General features: G+C 67.3%; 14 protein-coding genes and 1 riboswitch. Of the genes, 3 read left to right on the top strand and 11 right to left on the bottom strand.

Annotation, left to right across the window (positions count from 1 at the left end; genetic code table 11):
• Nucleotides 1-54 precede the first annotated feature (54 nt).
• Nucleotides 55-3,636, top strand: coding sequence for a carboxylic acid reductase (gene car / locus A5760_RS20370; protein WP_231122687.1), 3,582 nt, complete (start codon nt 55-57; stop codon nt 3,634-3,636).
• An 11-nt stretch (nt 3,637-3,647) separates the two neighbouring features.
• Here car and A5760_RS20365 read toward each other — a convergent pair whose 3' ends face one another.
• Complete coding sequence (locus A5760_RS20365) at nt 3,648-4,259, bottom strand: hypothetical protein (RefSeq protein ID WP_064884099.1); 612 nt, start codon at nt 4,257-4,259, stop codon at nt 3,648-3,650.
• Nucleotides 4,260-4,440: 181 nt separating this feature from the next.
• Here A5760_RS20365 and A5760_RS20360 point away from each other — a divergent pair, with 181 nt between their 5' ends.
• Nucleotides 4,441-5,385, top strand: coding sequence for an NADP-dependent oxidoreductase (locus A5760_RS20360; RefSeq protein WP_064884272.1), 945 nt, complete (start codon nt 4,441-4,443; stop codon nt 5,383-5,385).
• Here A5760_RS20360 and A5760_RS20355 read toward each other — a convergent pair.
• Both A5760_RS20355 and A5760_RS26755 read right to left on the bottom strand, forming a co-directional pair.
• On the bottom strand, nt 5,377-7,179 hold the full coding sequence (locus A5760_RS20355; RefSeq protein ID WP_064884097.1) for an NRAMP family divalent metal transporter: 1,803 nt from the start codon (nt 7,177-7,179) through the stop codon (nt 5,377-5,379). The two genes, A5760_RS20360 and A5760_RS20355, sit on opposite strands and share 9 nt — an antisense overlap.
• Before the next feature lie 115 nt (nt 7,180-7,294).
• Complete coding sequence (locus A5760_RS26755) at nt 7,295-7,510, bottom strand: hypothetical protein (protein ID WP_155764396.1); 216 nt, start codon at nt 7,508-7,510, stop codon at nt 7,295-7,297.
• A gap of 239 nt (nt 7,511-7,749) precedes the next feature.
• Nucleotides 7,750-7,977, bottom strand: a riboswitch (M-box (ykoK) riboswitch).
• Nucleotides 7,978-8,089: 112 nt separating this feature from the next.
• On the opposite strand from A5760_RS26755, the gene A5760_RS20350 reads away from it, so the two are divergent.
• Nucleotides 8,090-8,749 (top strand): O-methyltransferase, encoded by a 660-nt coding sequence (locus A5760_RS20350; protein WP_064884095.1) that lies wholly within the window; start codon nt 8,090-8,092, stop codon nt 8,747-8,749.
• A 2-nt stretch (nt 8,750-8,751) separates the two neighbouring features.
• Here the strand turns inward: A5760_RS20350 and A5760_RS20345 are convergent, their stop codons facing one another.
• The 8 genes from A5760_RS20345 to A5760_RS20310 form a co-directional block, all read right to left on the bottom strand.
• Nucleotides 8,752-10,752, bottom strand: coding sequence for an acyltransferase family protein (locus A5760_RS20345; RefSeq protein ID WP_064884093.1), 2,001 nt, complete (start codon nt 10,750-10,752; stop codon nt 8,752-8,754).
• Nucleotides 10,753-10,990: 238 nt separating this feature from the next.
• Nucleotides 10,991-12,418, bottom strand: a complete 1,428-nt coding sequence (locus A5760_RS20340) for an aldehyde dehydrogenase family protein (RefSeq protein ID WP_064884091.1) — start codon at nt 12,416-12,418, stop codon at nt 10,991-10,993.
• A 30-nt stretch (nt 12,419-12,448) separates the two neighbouring features.
• Entirely contained in the window at nt 12,449-14,161 is a 1,713-nt protein-coding gene (locus A5760_RS20335; RefSeq protein ID WP_064884271.1) for a thiamine pyrophosphate-binding protein, read from the bottom strand.
• Between the two features lie 44 nt (nt 14,162-14,205).
• Nucleotides 14,206-15,348, bottom strand: coding sequence for a CaiB/BaiF CoA transferase family protein (locus A5760_RS20330; protein ID WP_064884090.1), 1,143 nt, complete (start codon nt 15,346-15,348; stop codon nt 14,206-14,208).
• A 13-nt stretch (nt 15,349-15,361) separates the two neighbouring features.
• Nucleotides 15,362-16,312, bottom strand: a complete 951-nt coding sequence (locus A5760_RS20325) for an SDR family NAD(P)-dependent oxidoreductase (RefSeq protein WP_064884088.1) — start codon at nt 16,310-16,312, stop codon at nt 15,362-15,364.
• On the bottom strand, nt 16,309-18,156 hold the full coding sequence (locus A5760_RS20320) for a flavin-containing monooxygenase (RefSeq protein ID WP_064884086.1): 1,848 nt from the start codon (nt 18,154-18,156) through the stop codon (nt 16,309-16,311). Before A5760_RS20320 ends, A5760_RS20325 begins: the two co-directional genes overlap by 4 nt.
• Nucleotides 18,153-19,553 carry an aromatic ring-hydroxylating oxygenase subunit alpha gene (locus tag A5760_RS20315; protein ID WP_064884084.1) on the bottom strand — a complete coding sequence of 467 codons (1,401 nt, stop codon included), beginning with the start codon at nt 19,551-19,553 and terminating at the stop codon, nt 18,153-18,155. Before A5760_RS20315 ends, A5760_RS20320 begins: the two co-directional genes overlap by 4 nt.
• A complete protein-coding gene (locus A5760_RS20310) occupies nt 19,553-20,407 on the bottom strand; it encodes an SDR family NAD(P)-dependent oxidoreductase (RefSeq protein WP_064884082.1) in 855 nt (284 codons plus the stop codon). The genes A5760_RS20315 and A5760_RS20310 overlap by 1 nt, the downstream gene beginning before the upstream one ends.
• Between the last annotated feature and the right edge of the window lie 106 nt (nt 20,408-20,513).

The raw sequence follows: 20,513 nt of genomic DNA, 5'->3' as shown, positions 1-20,513 counted from the left end.
CTGACCCGCGGGGGTTCGTTCAGGTAGAGGACTGATCTGAACGAGAGGCGGGCCATGACCGATGAAGCGAAGCGCGCGAAAGTTAGCTCTACAGGCCCGATCAGCGCGGCGCGGCAACAGGTAGCCGAACGCATCCGCAACTTGGACGCCCACGACGAGGAGTTCCGCACCACCAAGCCCGACGCCGCGCTGCAGCGCGCGGCACGCCAACCCGACCTTCGGTTGCCGCAGATCCTGGAAATCTTCGCCGAGGGCTACGCCGACCGCCCCGCACTGGGCTGGCGGGCACGCTCGTTGAACACCGACCCCGCCACCGGCAGAACCAGCGCACAACTGCTGCCCCGGTTCGACACCATGACCTACCGCGAACTATGGGCCAACGTCCGCGCCATCGCCGGCGCATGGCGACACGACGCCGCCAATCCCGTTGCGCCCGGGGACTTCGTCGCCACCGTCGGCTTCGCGAGCGCCGAGTACCTCACCATCGATCTGGTGTGCGCCTACCTCGGGCTGGTGGCCGTGCCGCTGCAGCACAATACGACGGCATCCCGACTGAAGCCGATCGTCGAGGAGGTCGAACCATCCGTACTGGCCGCCGGAGTCGGCTATCTCGACCTCGCCATCGAAGCGGCGCTGGCCAGCTCATCGTTGCGGCGGGTCGTGGTTTTCGACTACCAGCCCGAGGTCGACGAGCAGCGCGAGGCCGTCGAACGCGCACAGGCGAGACTGGCGAGTACCGGAACGGCGGTGACCATCGAGACTCTCGACGACGTGATCGAACGCGGCCGAACCCTACCGCCGGAGCCGATGTTCACCGGCGGCACCGACGAGCGGCTGGCCATGATCATGTACACCTCGGGCAGCACCGGATTGCCCAAGGGTGCGATGTACACCGAGCGGATGCTCTGCAAGCTGTGGACCACCGAACTGATGCCCGACTTCACCGACACCCCGGTGATCAACGTGAACTTCATGCCGCTGAATCACCTGGGCGGCCGGATACCGCTGTCGACGGCGTTTCAGGCGGGCGGCACCAGCTACTTTGTCCCGGAGGCCGACCTGTCCACCCTGTTCGACGACTGGAACCTGGTGCGCCCCACCGAAATGGGGCTGGTACCACGCGTCGCGGAGATGCTATACCAGCGCTACCAGAGTGCGGTCGATCGATTCGAAGTTGCGGGCGCCGACACCGCCGCGGCACAGGCGCAGGCGCGGACCGAGCTGCGCGAGCAGGTCCTCGGTGGACGCATCGTGACCGCCTTCTGCGGCACGGCGCCGCTGGCGGCCGAGATGCGCGGCTTCATCGAAACCTGTTTGGACGTCCACGTTCTCGACGGCTACGGCCTGACCGAGGTCGGCATGGTGACCAAGGACGGCCGGATCAACCAACCGCCGGTGCAGGACTACAAGCTCATCGATGTTCCCGAGTTAGGCTACTTCCTCACCGACAAGCCTTATCCACGAGGCGAATTGCTGGTGAAGTCGCTGACCGCCACACCCGGGTACTTCAAACGGCCCGATGTCACCGCCACCGCCTTCGATCCCGAGGGCTACTACCGCACCGGTGACGTGATGGCTGAGCTGGAGCCGGGCCGGCTCGCCTACGTCGACCGCCGCAACAACGTGCTGAAGTTGGCCCAAGGCGAGTTCGTCGCCGTGGCGCGCCTGGAGGCGGTGTTCTCCAGCGCGGCGCTGGTGCGCCAGATCTTCGTGTACGGCAACAGCGAACGACCCTATCTGCTGGCCGTTGTCGTCCCGACCGACGACGCCGCGCAGAGGTTCGCCGGCAACGCCGACGGCCTGAAGGCCGCCCTGGGCGAATCCCTGCGCCAGTCGGCCAAACTCGCCGAGCTGCAGTCCTACGAGGTGCCCGTCGACCTCGTGGTCGAGACCGAGCCGTTCAGCGAGGACAACGGTCTGCTCTCCGGAGTGGGAAAGCTGCTGCGGCCCAAGCTCAAGGAGCACTACGGCGCCCGGCTCGAACAGCTATACGCGGAGCTGGCCGAAAATCGGGTAACCGAATTGCGCGCCTTGCGCGAAGGCGCGGCCGACCACCCGGTGATCTTCACCCTCAGCCGCGCCGCCGAGGCGCTGCTCGGCCTGCCCGGCGGGCCACCGGCGCCCGACGCGCTGTTCGTCGAGCTCGGCGGCGACTCCCTGTCGGCGTTGACGTTTTCCAACCTGCTGCGTGACATCTTCGACGTCGAGGTGCCCGTCGGAATGATCACCGGCCCGGCGACCGACCTGGGTCAGCTCGCGGAATACGTTGAATCCGAACGCGAATCCGGGTCGCGGCGGCCGACCTTCGCAACCGTGCACGGGCGCGGCGCAACGCAGGTCCGCGCCGCGGACCTCACCTTGGACAAGTTCATCGACGCGACCACCCTGGCCGAGGCCCCGGCCCTGCCGCGCGCGACCGGCACGCCGCACACCGTCCTGCTCACCGGCGCCAACGGCTACCTCGGCCGCTTCCTGATCCTGGAGTGGCTCGAACGGCTCGCCGAGACCGGCGGAACACTGATCTCCATCATCCGCGCCGCGGATGCCGCGGCCGCCGCCAAACGACTGGAGGCCGTCTTCGATAGCGGCGATCCGCAGTTGCTGGAGCGATTCCGCACGCTGGCCGCCGATCACCTCGAGGTCATCGTCGGCGATATCGGTGAGCCGAATCTTGGTCTGGAGCAAGCCACCTGGGAACGCCTCGCGCAGAGTGTCGATCTGATCGTGCATCCTGCCGCGCTGGTCAACCACGTGTTGCCCTACGACCAACTGTTCGGCCCCAACGTGGTGGGCACCGCCGAGTTGATTCGCCTGGCGATCACCACACGGATCAAGCCCGTCACGTACATGTCGACCGTCGCGGTGGCTCTGTCGGTCGATCCGGCCGCGTTCGCCGAGGACGGCGACATCCGCATCGTGAGCGCGCTGCGTCCGGTCGATGCCAGCTATGCGAACGGGTACGCGAACAGCAAGTGGGCCGGCGAGGTGTTGCTGCGCGAGGCACACGACCTGTGCGGCTTGCCGGTCGCGGTCTTCCGGTCCGACATGATCCTGGCGCACAGCCGGTATGCCGGACAGCTGAATGCTCCGGATGCGTTCACCCGCTTGGTATTCAGCCTGCTGACCACCGGTATCGCGCCGGCCTCCTTCTACCAGACCGATCCGCGGGGAAACCGGTCGGTCGCCCACTACGACGGGCTGCCTGCCGACTTCGTGGCCGAAGCGGTGACCACGCTCGGTGAACAGATCGCCTCGGCCGCCGAGGATTCCGGCGCCTATCGGTCTTTCGACGTGATGAACCCGCACGACGACGGCATCTCGCTGGATGTGTTCGTCGACTGGTTGATCGCCGCCGGGCACGACATCCGCCGCATCGACGACTACGACGAGTGGCTGGGCCGGTTCACGACCGCCCTTCGCGCCTTGCCCGACAAGCAGCGCCAACATTCGGTCCTGCCGTTGCTGGACGCCTACCGGAAACCGGAGACGCCGCTGCGCGGTGCCCCGGCCCCCACCGACGTGTTCCGCGGCGCCGTGCGGGCGTCGAAAATTGGTGCGGACAAAGACATTCCGCACCTGTCGGCGGCATTGATCGACAAGTACGTCGCGGATCTGCGCTTGCTCGGCCTGGTGTAACCCCTACCGGGCTAGCCGGGTAGCCCCGCCTTGACCGCGGCATCCTGCTTGCGGGCGATGTCGAGGGCGACAGCCGGATCGATCGGGTCGGTCGGCGCGCTGTCGAATTCCAGGCTGACCAGCGCCTTACCTTCGGTGAAGACCAAGACCGTCATCGCCTGGGAGTTGTCCGGTGAGGTGCCCGAGATCGTCACCCCGTGGGCGCCGACGGCGAGCGGCTGCCAACTCCCGTTCACCTTGCCGTTGTAACCGCCTTGGGTGGAGGCCAATTCGGTGGCGGCAGCCGCCGGATCCGCGGCGACCGTGATGGTGTCCCACAGCCGGCGGCTGCTGTCGGCGTTGGCGAACAGTTGGGCGACCCCCGGCGCGTTGTTGGGGTTGAGCATGGGCGACTGCGGCGCGGTGAGACCACCGCCGACGTCGTTCGGCTTGATCAGCAAGAAGCCGTAATCCGACGGTTGGCCCGAGGGCGGGCCGGTGACCGCGCTCGAACTGGTCGAAGCGGCGGTGCTCGACGCCGACGGGGGCGAGGCCTTGTCGGCGCTGCCGCACCCGGCGCTCGCGGCGCCGACCACGAGGATGGCAGCGGCCCAGCCGACGGTGCCGATCCGATCAACTTCCACGCACGTTCCTTCCACGTGTCATCGGTATCCGGCTTTCACCGCGGCTCCCGACGCCGCCGGCGAAATGCTGGTGTGAAACCAGGCTTGCTACGAACATATGCCCACTCGGCGCCCGGTGGGTAGCACTTCGGGTGCCTATGCTGGCGTGGGTAAGAGCATCCTCGCGCGGAAGGAGATCGGCATGACGGCTGCAGCGGCGCGCGCAGTACGGTTCGACCGCTACGGAGGACGCGAGGTGTTGTACGTCGCCGACATCGAGATGCCCTCCCCCGGGCTCGGCGAGGTCGTCGTCGAGGTTCGAGCCGCGGGGATAAACCCCGGCGAGGCCGGCATCCGGGTCGGGGCGATGCACGAGATGTTCCCGGCCACCTTCCCTTCCGGACAGGGCAGCGATCTGGCCGGCGTCGTCACCGCCGTGGGACCCGGGGTCACCGAGTTTTCCGTCGGCGACGAAGTACTGGGATTCAGCATGCGCCGGTCCAGCCACGCCACGCACACCGCGGTCCCGGTGAACCAGTTGATCCGCAAACCGGCCCAACTCAGTTGGGAGGCAGCGGGTTCGCTGTACGTGGTCGGGGTGACCGCCTATGCGGCCGTCCGTGCGGTTGCGCCTCAACCGGGTGAGACGATCGCGGTGTCGGCCGCCGCGGGCGGGGTGGGCAGTCTGGTCGTCCAGCTCTTGGTGCTGCGCGAGGCGCGGGTGCTCGGCATCGCCGGGCCCGGCAACGCCGACTGGTTGCGCGCGCATGGCGTCATACCGATCGCCTACGGTGACGGGCTGGCCGAGCGGCTGCGCGAGGCGGCGCCGGATGGCATCGACGCATTCATCGACCTGTTCGGCCCGGACTATGTCCAGCTCGCCGTCGATCTCGGCGTGGCGCCCGAGCGGATCGACACCATCATCTCGTTCCAGAAGGCGGGCGAAGTGGGCGCCAAGACCGAGGGCAGCATGGAGGCCTCGACGCCCGAGGTGCTCGCCGAGATGGCCGACCTGATCGTCTCCGGCGCCATCGAGTTGGACATCGCCGCGACCTACCCGCTGGACCGGGTGGCCGACGCGTATGCCGAGCTGGAGCAGCGGCACACCCACGGGAAAATCGTTCTGCTGCCCACTAACTCACAATGAGGCGGCCGGCCCGACCACACCGGCCTGCACGATCTTGATGATGACGAAGGCGACGGCCACCACCAGGTAGCCGCGCAGGGTGAACAGCCCCGCCCGGCGCATCGGTGACATCGTCGGCCGATCGAGCAGCGCGAGGTTGGGGGTCTGCCAGCCGGCCCGGTCCTGGCGACGAACGGCCCGCCGCTCGGCACGCGTCAGCGACGAGGCCTCGTCGAGTTCGTCGACCTCCTCCGGGTCCAGGCCGCCGCCGAGCGTGCGCACGATGGCTTCGGCGTCGGTCAGGTTGCGGTGCCGCCGGCCGGCGATGATCATCACCGCACCGCCGACGAGGCCCAGCACCGCTCCGCCGGCAAGGCCCTCCTCGAGCGTGGCGGTGGACAGGTGCGGGAAGAAGGTCGCGGCAGTCAACGCCAGCGACAGCAGTACCAGACACCACACGATGGTCCAGGCAATGATGTTCTGCCGCACCGTGTTCACCCACGGGCCCAGCACCGCCCGGTCGTTGCACAGCAGCACCAGAAAGACAGTGGCCGAGGGAAGCAGGACGCCGGCGAGCGCCTGGACGCCCTGCGTCACCAGGCCCAGGATGTGGTCGGGGCTGAAGGAGACCGCCGCGGAAGCCCCGAGCAGTATCGCGTAACCACCGTAGAACAGCGGGGCCTCGCTGATCTTCCAATGCAACGAGTGCCGCTTGCCTATGGCATCACCGACCGCATAGGTGGTCGCCAGGCCGACGGCGTTGGCGCCGATCAGCGACGCGTCCAACAGGATGATCGCGAACAACACGCCCAGCGCGCCGCCCAGATGCTTCGACAAGCCCGAGGCGACCGCGCCCGCATCGGTGAAGTGACCCGCATCGGCGGTGCCGGTCAATCCGAACGCCGCAACGGCCATCAACGCCGTCGCGCCGACCATGACCACGACGATTCCGATGGCCAAATCCGCTCGGCCGTAGGGGATCCAGCGGGCGGTGATGCGCTTGTCCACCACGTTGGACTGCTGGAAGAACAGCTGCCACGGCGCGACCGTGGTGCCAACGATCGCGACCACCAGCAGCAGCACCGTCGAGTTGAGCCCGCCCGGGAACTGCGGGATCAGGCCGGCCACCGTCGCTTTCGGGGTCGGATGCACCAGCCACACCATCGGGAAGATCAGCACGTTCACCGCGATCAGCAGGAACATCAGCCGCTCCCAGCGGCGGAACGATCCGCCGGCCACCACCGCGAACAGCAGCACAGCGGCGGCGGGGACGGCGACGATCCTTGGGCAACCCAGGAAGCCGAGAGCCAGTGAGACGCCGATGAATTCGGTCACGATCGTCAAGGCGTTCAGGACCAGCAGATCACCGACGCTGAAGGCGCCCCAGAACTTGCCGAACCGCTCGAATATCAAGCGAGCGTGCCCAACCCGGGCCACCGCACCCAGCCGCAGCACCATCTCCTGGTTCACGTACAGCACCGGAATCAGCAGCGCCAGCGTCCACAACAGGCCCATGCCGTAGTTCTGGCCGGCCTGCGCGTAGGTCGCGACGCCACCGGCGTCGTTGTCGCCCACCATGACGATCAGCCCAGGACCGGTGATGACGGCCAGTGTGCGCAGGCGGCGCCAACGTCCGCTGAATGCCCCGTAGCCGCCGTCCCCGTCGCGCCGGATACGCCCGAAAGCACCGACGATGTCGCCGACGTGCGCGGAATCCAGCACCGCCGGGCTTTGCGCCTCGCGGCGTGCGTCGGCCGGCGCGACAGCGGCGAACCCCGAGTCGCGGCGGTCGCCGCCGGTGTCGATCGAAGTCATCGAATCCTCGCTATCTCGAATGGTTCTCACCTCGCGGTGAGGCAGTCGTGGTTGCGGCACTCAACGCGCCTGCAGCGACGGGCGCCGCTGTGACGCCCGTCGCCGAGGCAATGGTTCAACGGTGGTTGCTGTCGGAACCCGAGGCGTGGCCACCCAGCGATGCGGTGACCATCGCGATCGGCATCCTCGACACGTACAGGTTGGCCCGCTCCTGCGGGGTCAGACCCACGTGCAGGTGAAACCTGTTGGCCAACAACCGGCCTGCGCGCAGCATCGAGCGTCCGCGCATCCGGGAAGCAGTGGAAAAACGGTGCGTGATAACAAAAGCCATGATGTTCTTCTCCTGACGGAGGCCCGATCGGCGTCGGCACGGCGTGTCAGCCGCGCAGCACCAGGCGAGGTCAGGCGGTGAACGAAATGCCGGAACCGGATCGGGACAAGACGGATTTCGGATAGGGACTATCGCCGGGACTCATCTCGCCCTCACCTCCTCACGGCCAAGACACACGCGGGTGTCACCACATTCACCTGAACGAAAGAGGCAGGAATGACCCGCGACACATGCCGCGGGTCGCACCCCTCTCGTCGGAGCTTCGGCACTGCACGGCGTATCCGGACATAGCCGATGGTCGCGACCCGCTGCGCCCGGCTTCGCCGCGCTTGCGATCGCTCCTAGTCCAGAAGCCACTTGGGCTCAACCCTTGGGTCCGGGAAGAGCTGTCCTGACCCGGGGCGTCTCTCGACGTTCGGGGTCAGTGGCCTGTATCCATGCAGACGCCTCACCTACCGAGGTGCTTGCGGGGTCCATAGTGACACCGTGGTCGCGGCCTCGTCAAACGCTTAACGGATCCCTGACGCCCTGCGCCGCTCTCCCAGCGCCCGCCCAGCCTGCGCGCCTAGGCTCGATGCCATGACCACAACGTTGCAGGATGCCCGGGTCGCTTCGACGCTCGACCGCATGTACGCCGAGTCGAAAAACCAGATGTCGCTGTTGCGCGAGCGGCGCGGCACGTTCGATCGGCCGATGACCGCACAGGAGCGGGCCGAGGCGATGAGCGAGTTCTACATCCCGGTGACACCGGAAGCCGGCCGGCTGCTGTATTCACTGGTGCGCGCCACCCGCCCGGCTACCATCGTCGAATTCGGGATGTCTTTCGGGATTTCCGCCGTGCACCTGGCCGCCGCGGTGCGCGACAACGGCACCGGCCGTGTGGTGACTACCGAACTCAGCGGAACCAAGATCGCCGCGGCCAAGCAGACGTTCGCCGAGACCGGCCTGGACGACGTCATCACCATCCTCGAAGGCGACGCGCTGTCCACGCTGGCGGACGTCGCGGGGCCGGTCGATTTCGTCTTGCTCGACGGCTGGAAGGACCTGTACCTGCCCGTGCTCGAGCTGCTGGAACCCCGCCTGTCACCCGGTGTGCTGGTCATCGCCGACAACGCCAGCTCGGCCGACATGGCGCCCTATCTGGACCGGGTGCGCAACCCCGAGAACGGCTACGTGAGCTTCAACTTCCAGGTTCGCGACAGCGACAGCATGGAGATCAGCTGCCGCACAAGCGATTAGAACTACCTCAGCGATTCCTCGAGCCACGGCGTCAGCCACTTCACCCCTTCGGGGGTGAGGTGCACGCCGTCGCTGCGCACCTTGATGCCGTCGACCTTGGCGGTGTAAACGCCGTCGGGGCACAGCTTCTTGTTCAGGTCGAGGATCGCGACGTTCGGGTGGTGGCTGACGGTCTTGCGCAACATGGTGTTCCACAGGTTGACCCGGTCCGGCTGGTCCTCCGGATACAGCCGGCCGTCCGGCTTTTCACCGCCCCGGCTGTAGGGGACGGTCGCGACCACCACGTGGACACCGGTGGCACCCACGATGGTCAGCGCCCGTTCGAGCTCACCGTTGAGGTACGCGTCGAAGGTCGGGTCGCCGATGTGGGTCCACTGGCCCTCGTTGACCCGGTCCACCGTTTCCCAGCGGCCGATGACCAGCAACGCGACGTCCGGCTGATCCTGGCTGACTTGCTTCGACCAGCGAATCGGCCAGCCGTCGCATTCGGATCGTTGCTCGAGAGTCTGACCGATGTAGCGGTACGGCGTGCCACGCACCAGGCTGCATCCGATGACGGTGTGGTCGAGGAACGTGAACCCTGGCGTCGGAGGCAGGTAGTGCATCCAGGTCCACCCGATCGAATCACCGAACACCGAAACGGTGAACGGCCGGTTGACATCTCGGGGCGCCGGCCGGCTACCCCCGGGCAGCGACGGCGAGACGGCCGCGACCGCCGAGACGTCGGGCGGTAGTCCGACCTCGCGTAGACCGGGCCCGGTGCCCACCGGAACCATGAACAACGTCACCGCCGCCGCGCTGGCCACGGTCGCTGCCGCCAGCGGCAGCAGCGCCACCCGCGCCGGTCGCCAGCGCCGGACCGGTTGTTCGAGCAGCCAATACGATGCCCCGGCCGCCGCCAGCGTGGCACCGCACCGAGCGGCGAACAACGGCAGCCCGGACCACCCGGTGCGTTCGCCGTTGAGCGCCAAGAAGATTGGCCAATGCCACAAGTAGACGCCGTAGGAGATGGTTCCCAGCCACACCAGCGGGCGCAACGCGAGCGCGCGGGCGACGAGGCCGCGCTGCTCCAGCGCGACGGGTGCGATCACGATCACCGCCGCGATCGCGACCCCGATCAGCAGGCCGTGCCGGAATTCGCCGCTGGCGCCGGTGGCGTAGTGCGTCGCCGCCGCCAGCCCGGCCAACCCGAGCAGTGGCAGAACGCGGGCGACCCGGCGCCCCCACCGGGTACGGATCATGCACCAACCGCGGTTCATCGACGGCCAGTCCCGAACCAGGAGGGCGGCCGACGCGGCGCCGACCAGCAACGCCTGCGCGCGGGTGTCGGTGCCGAAGTAGATCCGGTCGCGGGTCCCATCCGACGTCATGACGATGGCGAGCGCAGCCGAGGCCAGTGCGCCCACGGTGGCGATCAGGAACGTGGCGAACCGCACACCGCCGACGGTGGCGCGGGTCGAGCGGCGCCTGGCGCGGGCGGCGAGCAGCAGGGTGACCGCGATGAGCAGCACCGGCCAGACGAAGTAGTACTGCTCCTCCACCCCGAGTGACCAAGTGTGCTGTAGCGGCGAGGGCGGCGCACCCTGGGTGAAGTAGTCGGTCTTCTGGGCGACGAACCGCCAGTTCGCCAGCCACACGAAGGCCGCGATGGCGTCGTCGCGCAATCCGGTCAGCGACCGGTCGGGCAGCAGCTGGCGGGCCGCGGCCACGGTGAGCACCATCAGCACCAGCGCGGGCAGCAGTCGCCGCGCGCGCCGAATCCAGAAGCCGGTCAGCTCGATACGGCCGGTGCGGCCCAGCTCGTCCAGCAGCAGCGAGGTGATCAGGAATCCGCTGAGGACGAAAAAGACGTCGACGCCGATGAATCCGCCGCTGACGCCGGAGATGCCGCCGTGCTCGATGAGCACCAGCGCGACCGCGATCGCGCGCAGCCCGTCGAGTGCCGGAATCCCGCTGGCCCGCTCCGGCCGGTCCCAGATCGCCAGCCGGCCCACGCGGCGCATGGGGGCGACCCACCGGGGCCGAGTACGACGAGCCTGTGCGGGGTGAGACCCGCCCGGCTCGGTGCTTGCTGTCAGCGCGCCGTAACTACCATCTCGCCCGGCGCCATGGTTGATGCCGATACGTCGCTGCCCCTCCTGTTGAGTTCAGCAAGCCAGCCTAGAGGCGGGCGCGCGGGATCAGGTGGAGGACACGCGACCGTTTTTCGCCGCGCCGCGTTCGGATTTCGGCCCCGCCGCGTCAGGCCTTGTCAGGCGCGTAGCCCAGGGTGCTCTTGACTTCCAGGTACTCGTGGAAGCCGAATTCGCTCCATTCGCGACCGTTGCCGCTGCGCTTGTACCCGCCGAACGGCGCGTTCATGTCGAATGCGTGATTGATGGTCACCCATCCCGCGCGGATCTTGCGGGCGACGTCGCGTGCCGTGTCGAGGTCGGCCCCCGAAACGAAGCCGGCGAGGCCGTACTGGGTGTCGTTGGCGATCTCGACGGCGTGGTCGAGGTCGTCGTAGCCGAGGATGCACAGCACCGGCCCGAAGATCTCCTCCCGCGCGATCGTCATGTCGTTGGTGACGTGCGCGAAGACGGTCGGCTTGACGTAGTACCCCTTGTCCAGTCCGGCCGGCCGGCCGGCGCCTCCCGCGACCACGGTCGCGCCCTCGTCGATGCCCTGCTGGATCAGGCGCTGCACCTTCTCGAACTGCGTCCGGGACGCCACCGGTCCGATGGCCGTCGCGTCGTCGGTTCCCACCGCGACTTTCTCGGCGGTCTCCCGCGCGATGGCAATGGCCTCGTCCATCCGGGAATTCGGGACCAGCATGCGCGACGGCGCGTTACAGCTCTGCCCGGAATTGGGCATCATGTTGGCCACGCCGGCGCTGACGCCCGCGGCGAAGCCACTGTCGTCGAGGACGATGTTGGGGCTCTTGCCGCCGAGTTCCTGGGTCACTCGTTTCACGGTCGCGGCGGCATTGGCGGCCACCTCCACGCCGGCGCGGGTGGATCCGGTGAACGACACCATGTCGATGTCAGGATGGCTCGCCAGGGCCACACCGACGCCCGCGCCGTCGCCGTTGATCAGGTTGAACACCCCGGCCGGCACGCCCGCGGCATCCAGGATCTCGGCGAAGATGTAGGGCGAATACGGCGCCACCTCAGAGGGTTTCAGGATGACGGTGCAGCCGGTGGCCAGCGCCGGGTAGACCTTGACCGCGACCTGGTTGATCGGCCAGTTCCAGGGCGTGATCAGACCGCAGACGCCGATCGGCTCCTTGGCGATCAACGTCGCCCCTTTGCGTTCCTCGAATGCGAAGTTCTTCAGGGCGTCGATCGCGGTGGTGAGGTGACCGATCCCGAGAAAGACCTGCGGCCCCGCGGCCAGCGAGGGCGGCGCGCCGATCTCCTCGGTGACCGCCTCGGCGAGATCGTCCGCGCGCTTCTGGTATTCCGCGAGGATGGCCTGCAACAGGTCCAGGCGCTGCTCGCGGGTGCTCTGCGACCAGCCGGTAAAGGCTCGCCGGGCGGCGTTGACCGCCACGTCGACGTCGGCCGCCGACCCCAGCGAGATCTTCCCGGAAACCTGCTCGGTTGCCGGGTTTTCGACGTCGAAGGCGTTGGGGCGCACGGGGTCGACCCACTGTCCGTCGATGTAGAACTTCAGGTATTCGCGCATGACATCGATCCTCTTTCTTGCTGGGGGGCCTTACTGAGTGCCTTCGGCATACCAGGTCCGGAATCGGTCGTACTTGGGCATCTCCTCGGAGTTGGCCTTCGGATCGATGCACACGTGCACTACACCGACTTTGCCACTGGCGTAGGCACGAGCGATTGCCGGGCCGATCTCCTCTTCCTTCTCGACATACTCGCCGTGGCAACCGAAGCCCTCGGCAACCTTGTCCATCCGGACGTCCTTGCTCCAGTGCACACCTGGCTGCGGCGACGGCTGGGAGAACGTGCGCTTGTATACGCCCACTTCCAGGCCCCACTGGTGATCGACGCCCACCACGCACACCAGCGGAAGGTTTTGCCGCGCAGCGGTTTCCAACTCGGCGATGTGGAAGAGGAACGCCGAATCGCTGGTCAGCAGCATCACCGGGCGCTTTCCACCCTCGGCGACCGACGCCCCGACCGCGTACGGCAAGCCGGTGCCGAGGTGGCCGAAGTTCTGGTTCCAGATCACGTCACGCGGTTTGGCCTGCGAGTAGGTCCACTGGAAGATCACGGTCGCGCCGCCGTCGCGCACGAGAATGCCGTCCTCGAGTTCGTTGAACGCCTTTGTGGCCTCGACGACGTAGCGCGCCGGATGGATCGGCGAACATCCAGACGGCGCCGATTCCGCCATATCGGCAAGCTCTTTCGTGTCCTTTTCGATCAGGACCTGTAGCGCGGCCGCGGATTTGCGTGGGGAATCCTTGAGCGCGGAGACCAGCTGCGGCACCACGCCGCGCAGATCGCCGACCAGTGCCACGTCGACGGGGCGGTTGACACCGATGGCGGTCGGGTCCTGCTCGACCAGCACCCACTTGCGGTTCGCATTGTTGCCGGCCCAATGCTGGGTCCGGCCGTAGTGCATCGGCTCACCGAGTTCGGTACCCAGCGCGAGGCACAGGTCGGATTCCTCCACGGCCTCGTTGGCGGCCGGGGAGAACAAGTAGGGGAACGTCCGGTCCTGCAGTCCCGGGATGAACGAGGTGCCGCCGGAGGTCTGGATCACCGGGCAGGCCATCAGCTCGGCCAGCTCCTTGACCTGCTGTTGGGTGCGGGAGGTGTGCACGCCGTGGCCGACCAGCAGCACCGGGCTCTTGGCCTCGCGGATCAGCTTGACGGCCTCGGCCACCTCGCGGGTGCCCGCGCCCTGATTGACCAGCCGATAGCTGGACGGTGGCGGCGCGGCGTCGACGTCGAGCTCCTCCAGGATGACGTGCGACGGGTACTCGATGTAGGCCGGGCCCGGGGTGCCGGACATGGCGCGACGGATCGCCTCGTGGACGATCTCGTCGGTCTGGTCGGCGTACTCGATGGATGCGCTGTATTTGACGGACGACGCGAAAAGGGGTTCCTGGCGGACGAATTGGATGCGTCCACGCCGGACCCGGCGCTCGGTGATGCGGGCTCGCTGGCCGCCGAGGAAGATCACCGGCGAGTTCTCCACCAGCGCGCACTGGATCGCTCCGGCCATGTTGGCCATGCCCGGGCCGAGCGTGCCGATGCACAGGCCGGGCTTGCCCGTCATGCGCGACGCGGCCTCGGCCATGAATCCCGCGCTCAGTTCGTGGTGCGGCGCGACCACCGACCAGCCGCGCGCGTCCGCCTCGGCGAACATGTGCACGAAGTTCGGGTCAGGAATGCCGAACAGGGTATTGACGCCCTCGGCCTCGAACAGGTCGAGGATGCGTTTGTAGACGGGCACAGCCATCGTGGGAAACTCCTTCACTGACAATCTGTTTCGTTGAGCAAGCGTTATCCAGGGTTGGCGTCGACGGCCAGGCCCAGCTCGTCGAGAACCCCCGCGGTATCGGCGCCGAGCTCGGGCGCCGGTCCCGCGACGCGTCCCGGTGTCTGCGAGAACCAGGTGGGGACGCCCGGGAATCGCACCGGCCCGTGTGGGGTGTCCACCGTCTCGAACATGCCGACGGCGTTGAGGTGCGGATCGTCGAAGAGCGCGCCGGGCGTGTTCAGCGGCGCGGCCGGTATCTCGAGTTCACGCAGCAGCCGCAGCCACTCGGCGGTGGTCCGCTCTTTCATGGTTTCGGCGACCAGCCCGTAGATGGTGTCGATCTCGCGGGCGCGCTGTTCGAGCGTCGAATACAGCTCGCTGGCCCACGGTGGCTGAACGGCTTTCATGAAGGCGTTCCAGTGCTTGTCGTTGTAGATCAGCGCGGCGATGTAGCCGTCGCTGGTGCGGTACGGCCTGCGGTTGGGCGCCACGGTGCGCGGATACACCGCCGGCCCCAGCGGGGGGTCGAACAGGGCGCCGTTGGCGTGTTCGACGAGCATGAACGAGGCCATGGTCTCGAACATGGCGACCTCGACTTCCTGCCCCTGTCCGGTGCGCTCGCGGTGGAACAACGCCATCGTCGTCGCGTACAGGGCCGTCAGCCCGGCTATCTTGTCGGCCATGATGGTCCCGACGTAATCGGCCTCGCCGGTGAGTTGCTGTTGCACCGCCGGCAGGCCGCATTCGGCCTGGATCGTGTCGTCGTAGGCCGGACGGTCGTGGTCGGGCCCGCGCCGCCCGTATCCGTAGCAATTGGTGTAGACGACAGCGGGATTGATCGCGGCGACGTCGTCGTAGCCGAAGCCGAGCCTGGCGATCGCCTTGGCGCGCATCGAGTGGATGAACACGTCGGCGGTTTCGATGAGGGCGCGCAGCGCGCGCGTTCCGGCGTCGGTCTGCAGGTCCAGCACGATGCTGCGCTTGCCGCGGTTGACGTTGACGAACACCCCGCTCATGCCGGGCGCCGGTCCCACCGAGATGTAGCGGGTGTTATCCCCTTGCGGTGGTTCGACTTTGATCACGTCGGCGCCCATGTCGGCCATGATCTGCGTGCAGTACGGACCCATCACCATCGCGGTCAGGTCGATCACGCGCACACCGGCCATCGGGCCCGTCGGGCTAGCCATTGAGCGCTCCTTGATCGGTTGAGCGGTGAGCGAGTTCGAAGCTGTAGCGGATGTGCTCATTGTGGCCGTTCGGGACGACCGGAAAGATGAGTGGCGCCTCGACGTACCGGATCGCATCCAGGTGGCTGCCGACCTCCTCGATGGTCCACGACGGGCGGAAGACGCCCGGGCTCTCCACGATGACGGCCCGCGCCACGCGGCCCGCCAGCGCGATGAACAATTCGCCGGTCACCGAACAGGATTCGTGTGCGAGCCAGCCCACGACCGGCGCGACGAGGTCAGCGCCCATCGGCGGGTAGGCCGAGGTGTCGATGCCGTCGGCCATCCGCGTGACCGCGGCCGGCACGATCGCGTTGCACCGCACACCCTCGGCGGCGCCCTCGAGCGCGACGACGTTGGACAAGCCGATCACGCCCGCCTTGGCGGCCGCGTAGTTGGCCACGTGGTGGTTTCCGTACAGGCCGCCGATCGACGACGTCAGCACGACGCGGCCGTAGCCCGCCTCGCACATCAGCGGAAAGGCCGGCCGCACCACGTGGAAGGCGCCGCGCAGGTGCACGTCGAGCACGGCGTCGAAGTCCTCGTAGCTCATCTCCTTGAGCGAGCCGCGGCGGACGTTGCCGGCGTTGTGAATCAGGATGTCGATGCGACCGAAGTCGTCGACCGCCGTCTGGATGATTTCCTGACCGCCGTCGCGGGTGGCCACCGACGCGCTGCATGCGACGGCCTCTCCCCCGGCCGCGGTGATCTCGGCGACCACCTGCTGGGCGGGCCCGTCGTCGGCCCCGTCGCCGTCGAGGTTGCCGCCGGCGTCGTTGACGACCACCTTCGCCCCGCGCGAGGCGAGCAGGTGTGCGTAGGCGCGGCCCAGCCCGCGACCGGCTCCGGTCACCACGGCGACGCGGTCGTCGAATCGCAGTTGCGGGCCCAGGGTTTCGCTCAAGTGCCGAGCACCAACCCGTCCAGGTCGCCCTTGTCGCGCCACACCCGCAGCAGGTCTTCGAAGGCGTAGAATCCGGGACCGTAGGGCTCGCCCAGATGTGACCGGATTCCCTCTCCCCCGCCACCGCCTTCGTTGTTGTAGTAGCCGGGCGTGCATTGGGCGTCGAATGCCGAGTTGTCGACCGCGGTTTCGCGAATGGTCGCGCACCACTCCTCTTGCGCCGCCTGGCTGGGCTCCACGGTGGTCGCACCCCGTTTCAGCGCCTCGGCGATGATGTAGGCGATGTGCTCGCCCTGCAGCTCGTAGTTGGCGGCGATGTTGGCGGAGATGCCGACCTGGGTGAACCCGGTATAGAACTGGTTGGGGAAGCCACGGCTGGTCATCCCGTGCAGCGTCTTGTAGCCGTCGCCCCAGTAATCGAACAGCGACAGCCCGTCGCGTCCCTCGATCGTTTCGATCGAGTAGCGGCGGCTGATCTCGGTGGTGATTTCGAAGCCGCTGGCGTAGATGATGCAGTCGACTTCGTACTCGACACCATTTGCGACCAAACCCTTTTCGGTCGCACATTCGACGCCCTTGCTGGAGGACACGTCGACCAGCGTCACATTCGGCCGGTTGAAGCTGGCCAGGTAGTCGTCGTTGGAACACGGGCGCTTACACAGGAACCGGTAGTACGGCTTGAGGGCTTCGGCGGTCGCGCCGTCGTCGATCAGGCCGTCGATGCGGCGCCGCAGCCGCTCCATGATCTTGTAGTCCTCTTCCTCCCGGATCGCCATGAACTGCTCGGGGGTCAGCGACGCGGGATCGTCGAGGGCGAGCACCCGGGCGGCGGTGTTGCGCCCGAGCTCGGTCCAGAAGTCGCACACCAGATCCGGCTGGCCCAGCGCCATGCCCTCGAAGGTCCACGAGTGGAAGTTGCGCTGCCGCTCCCGTTGCCAGCCGGGTCGCAGCGTCTTCACCCATTCGGGATCGGTCGCGGTGTTGTTGCGCGCGTCGACGGTCGACGGCGTCCGCTGGAAGACGTAGAGATGCTTGGCGTCGCGGGCGAGGAAGGGCACGATCTGGATGCCCGTGGCGCCGGTGCCGACCACCGCGACGCGCTTGTCGGCCAGCTTGGCCAGATTGCCGCTGACGTCCCCGCCCGTGTAGTCGTAATCCCACCGCGACGAGTGAAAGCTGTGTCCGCCAAAGGCTTTGATGTCGGGGATGCCCGGGAGTTTCGGGCGGTGGAACGGGCCGGACGCCAGGACGACGAACCGGGCGCGGATATCGTCGTCGCGGTTGGTGCTGATCCGCCACCGCTTGATGTTTTCGTCCCACCTCAGGTCGTGCACCTGGGTGGAGAAGATCGCCGAATCGTAGAGGCCGAAGTGCTTGCCGATGTTGCGGCAGTGCTGGAAGATCTCGGCGCCGTCGGCGAATTTCTTCGACGGCATGAAGTCGAGCTCTTCGAGAAGCGGTATGTAGCAGTAGGATTCGTTGTCGCATTGGATGCCGGGGTACCGGTTCCAGTACCAGACGCCGCCGAAGTCGCCGCCGAGCTCGATGACGCGGACGTCGTCAACACCGGCCTTCTTCAGGTAGGCCGCCGACAGCAGGCCACCGAAGCCGCCGCCCAGGACCGCAACGTCGATGTCCTCGCAGATCGGCTCGCGCGGTGCCGCGGGCGTGTACGGGTCGACTTCGTAGTAGCCGGCGAAGTCGTCCTCCAACTCGATGTACTGCTTGGAACCCTCTTTGCGCAGCCGCTTTTCGCGTTCGTGAGCATATTTCTCGCGCAGCGCGGCGATGTCGAAGTCGTCGGGCGTCTGCGTGGGGCCGCATCCGTCTTGGTACATCGTCATGCCCCGGGGTGCTCCTTACCTGACAGTTCCTGGGGCTCACCGGCGCCCATATATCTCGACAATTGGTAGTGCAGGTTGACCGTGCTGCGTTCGCGGTACGGATTGGGCTTGGTGCCCGGGAAGCCCAGGGACTTCATCCCCTGCTGCACGGCGGCCATGTTGGAGAAGTCCTGCGGCAGTACCGAGCGCCAGCCGGGGTCGCCGACCGGCGTGTACTCCCACTCCGTCTGCGGCTCTTGGCTTTTCGGGTAAAGCTCGAAGACGGACACCTCGAAGAGGCACTTGTCCGGGTTGTAGCTGGGGTGGGGCCGCGCGCCGTAGCACAGGGCGCTGGTCAGGCCCTGGCCGATCTGGAAGTTCGGGAAGATCTGCCAGGCGGTGCCGGCCTGCCCGAGGATGTCGGCGGGGATTGTCGGCCAGATCACCCCGCGGGCCTCGTCATCGCGGCGCGCCGACGCCAGCCAGTGCTCGAGCACCTTGTCGGCCGGTGTCCCCTCGGGCAACTCGTCCACCAGCCGCTTGGCCGCGTTCACCAGCGTCTGGGTGGTGGTGGCGTTGGTCTCCTCCATCGTGTACACCTGCATCTCCGCGGTCGACACACGAGGATCGGCGCCGATGCCGAGGCGGATCTTGGACTTGGTGGCCTCCATGTCCTCGGGCGCGTCGTAGCCGATGTTGCTGTGCTTGCCTTGGGCTTTCGCCCAGCCCTTGAAGTCGCCGAACTTATTGAATTCCGGATGCGTGGTGTAGACGTGGTAGGTCTCGTTGAAGGCCTCCAGCGCGACCTTCCAGTTGCAGTCGAAGGACAGCCACTTGCGCCATTTGTAGCGCATGTTCTCCAGGCCGAACGGGTCGAGGATCTTCGCGGCGGGGAACAAGAAGTCGGCCAGCGGCTCGCAGTCCGGGTCCATGTTGATCCACAACCAGCCGCCCCAGGTGTCGACGCGGACCGGTCGCAGGTGGGTGTTGTCGGGCGTGAGCGCGTCCTGCCAGTCCTGCTGCTCGCGGATGTGGGTGCAGGCGCCGTCCAGGCCGTAGGTCCAGCCGTGAAAGCCGCAGACAAACGACTTTCGGGTTCGCGCGCAGGCGTTCTTGGCGCCCTCGGGGGTGTCGATCAGCCGGCGGCCGCGGTGCATGCACACGTTGTGGTGGGCGTGAAATTCGTGCTCGCCGGTGCGCACCACGATGATCGAGTCGTCGAGAATGTCGTAGGTCAGGTAACTACCCACCTCGGGCAACTCCTCGACGCGGCCGACCTGCTGCCAGACCTTGCGCCACAGCTTGTCGCGCTCGGCGCGGGCATAGTCCTCGGAGATGTACGCCTCGGCCCCGATCGTCATCGGCGTCGAGAGTTCCTCGGCTGCTTCGGGATTCGCGCCCTTCGCCACGTCGGTCATCACATCCTCCTAATCGCCGCACGGAAGGATTCGTCTTTGAGGAACAGCGAGGTGTTGTCGGCGCCGAGGTGGGTCCACTTGAGGTCCAGGCCGCCGTCGACCAGCAGCGTCTGGCCGGTGACGTAGCTCGACAGTTCCGAGAGCAGAAAGAGGATGGCGCCGGCCTGCTCCTCGGGCCGCCCGCGACGGCCCATCGCGATCGCCTGCCGGTCCCGCTCGGGGTCCTCGTCGACGTAGGTGCGCGAGGCCGCGGTCTCGGTGACGCCGGGCGCCACGGCGTTGACCCGAATTCCCGCCTGCGCCAACTCGACGGCCATCGTGCGCGTCATCGCCGTGATCGCGGCCTTGGCCGTCCCGTAGGCGATGTGGAACGGAGCGGTGTTCATGCCGCTGATCGAGGAGATCGACACGATCGACCCCGGCCGTTGCTGCGCGACGAGTTCAGCTGCGACGGCCTGGCTCATGAAGAATGCCGTTTCGAGGTTGTCGGCGAAGATCTTGCGCCAGTCGCCGCGCGACACCCGGGTGGACGGCATCCACGTCGACGGCTCCGCGCCGCCGGCGACGTTTACCAGCCCGTACAAGTCGCCGTCGGCGCGGCGCGCGTGGTCGAGCACCGCGGCGATGCCCTCGTCGGTCGACGCGTCGGCCGCGACGGGCACCACCGGCAGCCCCTGCTGCGCCAGCGGGGCGACGTGTTCGTCGAGGTTTTCCTTCGACCGGCTCACCGCGATCACGGTGGCCCCGGCCCGCGCGGTCATGGCGGTGACGGTCGTGCCGATGCCGCCCCCGCCGGCGCCGGAAACCACCACGACGCGGTCGTCGAGCCCTAGAAGTTCCTCGTGATCGGCCATGACCTGCTTTCCCCTGCCGCCATCGCGTCACGCGTCCGCAGCGGGATCAATCCCATTTTGTCCGGACAAAATATCGCATTCTGCCCGTTGGAGAACACTATTCCGA

The sequence above is a fragment of the Mycobacterium colombiense genome (genome assembly GCF_001665835.1).
Taxonomy (GTDB): Bacteria; Actinomycetota; Actinomycetes; order Mycobacteriales; family Mycobacteriaceae; genus Mycobacterium; species Mycobacterium colombiense_A.
This window is presented reverse-complemented; position numbering and strand designations above follow the sequence as displayed.